The sequence below is a fragment of the Streptococcus sp. UMB1203 genome, assembly GCF_030217725.1.
Lineage (GTDB): Bacteria > Bacillota > Bacilli > Lactobacillales > Streptococcaceae > Streptococcus.
This window is the reverse complement of sequence record NZ_JASOOK010000046.1, coordinates 1-6,773: the sequence shown is the minus strand read 5'-3', so window position 1 is coordinate 6,773 and position 6,773 is coordinate 1. Positions and strand designations below refer to the sequence as shown.

At 42.3% G+C, this 6,773-nt stretch carries 8 protein-coding genes; 5 read left to right on the top strand and 3 right to left on the bottom strand.

From position 1 onward, the window contains the following. Positions 1–135: 135 nt before the first annotated feature. Genes QP439_RS08635 through QP439_RS08625 form a run of 3 tightly spaced genes read right to left on the bottom strand, consistent with a single transcriptional unit; the run spans position 136 to position 1,984 of the window. Entirely contained in the window at positions 136–903 is a 768-nt protein-coding gene (locus QP439_RS08635; protein WP_285389568.1) for a hypothetical protein, read from the bottom strand. Positions 904–918: 15 nt separating this feature from the next. Further along, positions 919–1,614 carry an ABC transporter ATP-binding protein gene (locus QP439_RS08630; RefSeq protein ID WP_285389565.1) on the bottom strand — a complete coding sequence of 232 codons (696 nt, stop codon included), beginning with the start codon at positions 1,612–1,614 and terminating at the stop codon, positions 919–921. A 4-nt stretch (positions 1,615–1,618) separates the two neighbouring features. Then, positions 1,619–1,984 (bottom strand): GntR family transcriptional regulator, encoded by a 366-nt coding sequence (locus tag QP439_RS08625; RefSeq protein ID WP_000119149.1) that lies wholly within the window; start codon positions 1,982–1,984, stop codon positions 1,619–1,621. Between the two features lie 139 nt (positions 1,985–2,123). Here QP439_RS08625 and nrdR point away from each other — a divergent pair, with 139 nt between their 5' ends. From nrdR to der, 5 genes are read left to right on the top strand one after another with little or no spacing between them, the layout of a single operon-like run. Then, the gene (gene nrdR / locus QP439_RS08620; RefSeq protein WP_001203672.1) at positions 2,124–2,597 is read left to right on the top strand and encodes a transcriptional regulator NrdR; all 474 of its coding nucleotides are present in this window, start codon (positions 2,124–2,126) and stop codon (positions 2,595–2,597) included. Beyond that, positions 2,598–3,767: a DnaD domain protein gene (locus QP439_RS08615; protein ID WP_285389554.1), complete on the top strand. Its 1,170-nt coding sequence runs from the start codon at positions 2,598–2,600 to the stop codon at positions 3,765–3,767. It abuts the gene before it with no gap. After that, a complete protein-coding gene (gene dnaI / locus QP439_RS08610) occupies positions 3,768–4,664 on the top strand; it encodes a primosomal protein DnaI (RefSeq protein ID WP_033681480.1) in 897 nt (298 codons plus the stop codon). It abuts the gene before it with no gap. Then, a complete protein-coding gene (locus tag QP439_RS08605; RefSeq protein ID WP_285389550.1) occupies positions 4,661–5,374 on the top strand; it encodes an NADPH-dependent oxidoreductase in 714 nt (237 codons plus the stop codon). The genes dnaI and QP439_RS08605 overlap by 4 nt, the downstream gene beginning before the upstream one ends. Before the next feature lie 13 nt (positions 5,375–5,387). Beyond that, the gene (der, locus tag QP439_RS08600) at positions 5,388–6,698 is read left to right on the top strand and encodes a ribosome biogenesis GTPase Der (protein ID WP_001207696.1); all 1,311 of its coding nucleotides are present in this window, start codon (positions 5,388–5,390) and stop codon (positions 6,696–6,698) included. Positions 6,699–6,773: the final 75 nt, after the last annotated feature.

The following is a 6,773-nucleotide window of genomic DNA, read 5'->3' as shown; positions in this document are numbered from 1 at the left end:
CAAAAAAGAAAGGACTAAATCTGTCCTTTCTAGAGCTTAGCTTTTCTTCAACCCACTACAGTTGACAAAGAGCCTAAAAATGTAAGTCCTGAGAACGAAAAAAGTCTAGCGAGTTATTGTCGCTAGACTTTAAAACTATTGCAAATTAACCTTGTTTCTCAAAATATAGTAGGTTCCGAGGTAAAAAATAGCTATGAATATGAGTTCCTCGATAATGGATGTACTTGCTCCCATATAGAAATTATCATTAAATCCTGCAAGTGAATTGACATAGAAGTTAGCACTGGTATTGAAGAAGACTTCAATAAAGCCAACGACAATTTGGATACCAATGTAGGCTGCAACAGCGAGTGCTGTGCGGTATTCGTTGAAAAGTTGTCCGATGGAAATAGCCAAGTATATGCAGAGGATTCCAGAAATGGTATTTAATAGGAAGGATAACCCCACAAGAGAGAGTTGAGGAAGGTATGTTCCTACAAGTGGGAACCAGTCATAATGTGACATCCAATCTGGAACCGTTATAGTCACAATAAGAAAAGCACTTAGAGCCAGTACAGCCGAGCTAAGTATAGACCAGATAAAGGCTCCGACTAATTTAGCAGTGATGATATAGTGCTCAGAAACTGGCAAGGTCAAAGTCAGATAGCCTTGGCGGTCATAGACACTACCTTTAAAACGTTTAATAATCAAGAAAAGAGTTGAAATCCCAAGTGTAATTATCAAGCCACCAAAGACGAGAGCCAGAAAGATAAATAGGAAAGGTTGGCTATCTTTGAAAGATACATAAGAATAGTAGTGTCCTTGCATTCCCAGGGGAACGGAAAGGACTAGAACAGCAGCGTAGAGGGCTAAATACCACTTGTTAACATTTTTAAATTCGTAGCGAATTAAATTCCAAAACATAATAATCTCCTTTGCTTAGGCCTTAAATTCCTGACGGAAGAGTTGGTCAATGGATTCACCTGACTCATAGCGAATATCATCTACATTACCTTGACGGACGACTTTTCCGTCTTTGAGAAAGACAATTTCATCCAAGATTGGCTCGATATCAGAAATCAAGTGGGTAGAAATCAAAACGGTAGAAGTTGGTGAGTAGTTATTGATAATGGTATTGAGGATATACTCACGGGCTGCTGGATCCACTCCACCAATGGGTTCGTCCAGAACATAGAGACGAGCATCACGGCTCATAACCAAAATTAGTTGTACCTTTTCCTTGTTTCCTTTTGACAGTTTCTTGAGACGACTATTTTCATCAATACCTAGGTCTGCAAGTAGATGATGGGCGCGTTCAAGATTGAAATCTTTATAGAAGGTCTTGAAGTAGGTTAGGGCTTCTTTGACCTTCATTTGCTCATTGAGATAGGTCGTATCCGGCAAATAAGCTACGATAGCCTTGGTTGCTGGGCTTGGGTCCATGTCGTTGATGAGGACACATCCTTGATCTGGTTGTAAGAGGCCATTGATTAGTTTAATCAGGGTTGTTTTTCCTGAGCCATTTGGCCCAAGGAGACCAACAATTTTTCCAGCTGGAATGTCAAGGGAAACATTTTCAAGGGCTGGTGTTGCTCCATATGATTTGGATACATTTTCAAATGCTAGTAATGACATAGGCTTAAACTCCTTTAATATAATCGCCGACTACGCCTGGTAGTTCTTCTTTTTCATAGCCAAAATGGGTCATGGAGGAAACGAAGTGTTCCAATTCTTCTTCCGATAATTGTTTGCGTGATTGGGCGATTAGCTCCTTATCCTCAGTCACAAATCGTCCAGTTGTTCGCTTGCTGTAGACAAAGCCTTCTCGTTCAAGGTCTGACAAGGCTCTTTGGATGGTGTTTGGATTGACACCTGCCTCGCTTGCTAGTTCTCTCACGGTTGGAAGTTGTTGATTGGGTTCCAGTGTATGGGAAACAATCTGAAGCTTGATTTTCTCCATAATCTGTAAATAGATGGGTTTTTTGTTGTCAAATGTCCAGGACATCTTGGTCTCCTTTCTCTTATCTCTTTGTCTTAATTAAATAATACAACAAAACAAAAAACTTGTCAAGCAAAAAGAAGAATTGTTTTGGGAATCGCTTAAAAAATGGTATAATGAAAAGAAAACGATAAGGAGGGAAAGGATGCGTTGTCCAAAATGTGGGGCTACCAAGTCAAGTGTTATCGATAGTCGCCAAGCAGAAGAAGGGAACACCATTCGTAGAAGACGTGAGTGCGATGAATGCCAACACCGTTTTACAACCTACGAACGGGTAGAAGAAAGAACCTTAGTGGTTGTTAAAAAAGATGGCACACGGGAACAATTCTCCAGAGATAAAATCTTTAATGGGATTATCCGCTCAGCCCAGAAACGTCCTGTGTCAAGTGATGAAATCAACATGGTAGTCAATCGTATCGAACAGAAACTCCGTGGTCGAAATGAAAATGAAATTCAAAGTGAGGACATTGGTTCACTGGTCATGGAGGAGTTGGCTGAATTGGACGAGATTACCTATGTACGTTTTGCCAGTGTCTATCGTAGTTTTAAGGATGTCAGTGAGTTAGAGAGCTTGCTCCAACAAATCACCCAGTCCTCTAAAAAGAAAAAGGAAAGATAAATGAAGCCAATTGACCGTTTTTCTTATCTAAAGAATAATCGGGTGTCGCAAGATACCTCATCTCTGGTACAGTGCTACCTCCCGATTATCGGTCAGGAGGCACTGAGCCTTTATCTTTATACAATCAGTTTTTGGGACAATGGTAGAAAGGAATATCTCTTTTCAAGCATTCTCAACCATCTCAACTTTGGGATGGATAGATTGATAAAATCTCTGAAAATCCTATCTGCTTTCAATCTCTTGACTATCTATCAAAATGGGGATGTTTATCAGTTAGTCCTCCATGCTCCTCTCTCTAGTCAAGACTTCTTGGAGCATCCTGTTTATCGCAGACTTTTGGAGAAAAAGATTGGCGATGCAGCTGTAGAGGATTTGAAAGTTGAGAGTGCTGAGGGAGAAGAAATATCTGTCTCACTCAATCAAGTCTTTCCAGATTTGGCAGAACTAGGAAGTCAAGAAGACCTTAGTCTCAAGAAGAAAGTGGCCAACGATTTTGACTTGGACCATTTTCGTCAGCTTATGGCTCGAGATGGGCTTCGTTTTGCGGATGAGCAGTCCGATGTCTTAAACCTCTTTGCCATTGCCGAGGAGAAGAAATGGACTTGGTTTGAAACCTATCAATTGGCTAAGTCAACAGCTGTTTCCCAGGTTATTTCAACCAAACGCATGCGTGAAAAAATTGCTCAAAAACCGGTTTCCTCTGACTTTAGTTCTAAGGAAGCAACTATTATCAAGGAAGCAAAAAGTAAAACTGCCATGCAGTTTTTGGCAGAAATCAAGCAGACACGCAAGGGAACCATTACCCAAACAGAAAGAGAACTCTTGCAACAAATGGCTGGCTTGGGCTTACTGGACGAAGTCATCAATATCATTCTCTTATTGACTTTTAATAAGGTGGATTCGGCAAATATCAATGAGAAATATGCCATGAAGGTAGCCAATGACTATGCTTATCAAAAGATTCATTCGGCAGAAGAGGCAGTTCTTCGGATCCGTGAACGTGGGCAAAAGAGTCAGGCTCAAAAAGGCAGTAAACCCAGTCCTACCAAGTCCAATGTACCCAAGTGGAGCAATCCAGATTATAAGAATGAAACCAGCGAGGAAACTCGTCTGGAACTAGAACGTAAGAAACAAGAACTATTAGCTCGATTAGAAAAAGGAGGAGATTAGATGGAAAGTGTCGGAGACGTACTCAAACGTCAACCTAGCCGTTTTCACTATCAAGATTTAGTCCAGAAAATCATGAAGGACCCTGATGTTGCGGCCTTTATCCAGCAAGAATCCCTCAATCAGGACGAGTTGAACCGTAGTATTTCCAAGTTTAACCAATACATCACTGAGAGAGATAAATTCCTCCGAGGAGATACAGATTATATTGCCAAAGGCTACAAGCCGATTTTGGTTATGAATCATGGCTATGCGGACGTTTCTTATGAAGAAACTCCTGAACTAATTGCGGCTGAAAAAGAAGCGGCTATTAAGAACCGTCTCAGGTTAATCAATCTGCCAGCTACTCTCAAGAAAGCTAGTTTAGCTCAAGTAGACTTGGATGATTTGGGTCGCTTGCCAGTTTTTGAAAAGCTATTAGCTTTCGTGGAGCAATATCCAGCTATTCAAAAAGGTCTTTACTTGTATGGAGACTTTGGTGTGGGTAAAAGTTTCATGGTGGCTGCCTTAGCCCATGATTTATCAGAAAAACGTGGTGTTTCATCAACTCTCCTCCATTATCCTAGCTTTGTCATTGATGCTAAAAATGCCATCAGTGATGGCAATGTGAAGACCTTGGTGGATGAGATCAAGCTTTCTGAAGTCCTGATTTTAGATGATATTGGTGCCGAGCAATCAACACCTTGGGTGCGTGACGAAATCCTGCAGGTCATTCTCCAATATCGGATGCAGGAAAATTTACCGACCTTTTTCACCTCTAACTTCAACTTTGAAGATTTGGAGAAGCATTTCGCTAAAGGGAAAAATGGAAATGACGAAACCTGGGAAGCCAGACGAGTTATGGAACGCATCCGTTATTTGGCTGAGGAAACTCGTTTAGAAGGAGTAAACCGTCGATGACAGAAACAATCAAATTAATGAAGGCTCACACTTCAGTGCGCAGATTTAAGGAGCAAGCCCTTCCTCAGGAAGATTTGACTGAAATCCTGACAGCGGCCCAGATGGCCTCGTCTTGGAAGAATTTCCAGTCCTACTCTGTGATTGTGGTACGAAGTCAAGAAAAGAAAGATGCCTTGTATGAATTGGTGCCTCAAGAAGCCATTCGCCAGTCAGCTGTTTTCCTTCTCTTTGTCGGAGACTTGAACCGAGCAGAAAAGGGAGCACGACTTCATACCGATACATTCCAACCTCAAGGGGTGGAAGGGCTCTTGATTAGTTCGGTCGATGCGGCTCTTGCTGGACAAAATGCCTTGCTGGCGGCTGAAAGTTTGGGCTATGGTGGTGTTATCATTGGCTTGGTGCGGTACAAGTCAGAAGAAGTGGCAGAGCTCTTTAACCTGCCTGACTACACCTATCCTGTCTTTGGGCTGGCACTAGGTGTGCCAAATCAACATCATGATGTGAAACCAAGACTGCCACTAGAGAATGTTGTCTTTGAGGAAGAATACCAAGAACAGTCAACTGAGGCAATCCAAGCTTACGATCGTGTACAGGCTGACTATGCTGGAGCGCGTGCGACCACAAGCTGGAGTCAGCGCCTAGCAGAACAGTTTGGTCAAGCTGAACCAAGCTCAACTAGAAAAAATCTTGAACAGAAGAAGTTATTGTAGAAAGTGAGAAATTATGGCCCTACCAACTATTGCCATTGTAGGACGTCCCAATGTTGGGAAATCAACCCTATTTAATCGGATCGCTGGTGAGCGAATCTCCATTGTAGAAGATGTCGAAGGAGTGACACGTGACCGTATCTATGCAACGGGTGAGTGGCTCAATCGTTCCTTTAGCATGATTGATACAGGAGGAATCGATGATGTCGATGCTCCTTTCATGGAACAAATCAAGCACCAGGCAGAAATTGCCATGGAAGAAGCCGATGTTATCGTCTTTGTCGTGTCTGGTAAGGAAGGAATTACCGATGCAGACGAATACGTAGCCCGTAAGCTTTATAAGACCCACAAACCAGTTATCCTCGCAGTCAACAAGGTGGACAACCCTGAGATGCGAAATGATATCTATGATTTCTATGCCCTCGGTTTGGGTGAACCACTGCCAATCTCATCTGTCCATGGTATCGGTACAGGGGATGTGCTAGACGCTATTGTAGAAAATCTTCCAAATGAATATGAGGAAGAAAACCCAGATGTCATTAAGTTTAGTCTGATTGGTCGTCCAAACGTTGGAAAATCAAGCTTGATTAATGCTATCTTGGGAGAAGACCGTGTCATTGCCAGTCCCGTTGCTGGAACAACGCGTGACGCCATTGATACCCACTTTACAGATACAGATGGTCAAGAGTTTACCATGATTGATACGGCTGGTATGCGTAAATCTGGTAAGGTTTATGAAAATACTGAGAAATACTCTGTTATGCGTGCCATGCGTGCTATTGACCGCTCAGATGTGGTCTTGATGGTTATCAATGCGGAAGAAGGCATTCGTGAATACGACAAGCGTATTGCAGGATTTGCCCATGAAGCTGGTAAAGGGATGATTATCGTGGTCAACAAGTGGGATACGCTTGAAAAAGACAACCACACTATGAAAAACTGGGAAGAAGATATCCGTGAGCAGTTCCAATACTTGCCTTACGCACCGATTATCTTTGTATCTGCTTTGACCAAGCAACGTCTCCACAAACTGCCTGAGATGATCAAGCAAATCAGTGAAAGTCAAAACACACGTATTCCATCAGCTGTCTTGAACGATGTCATCATGGATGCCATTGCCATCAATCCAACACCGACAGACAAAGGTAAACGCCTCAAGATTTTCTACGCGACCCAAGTGGCAACCAAACCACCAACCTTTGTCATCTTTGTCAACGAAGAAGAACTCATGCACTTTTCTTACCTACGTTTCTTGGAAAATCAAATTCGCAAGGCCTTTGTTTTTGAGGGGACTCCAATCCATCTCATCGCAAGAAAACGCAAATAAAAAAGGGCTCTTTGTCAACTGTAGTGGGTTGAATAAAAGCTAAAACCGAGAAAGGACAAATTTCGTCCTTTCTTT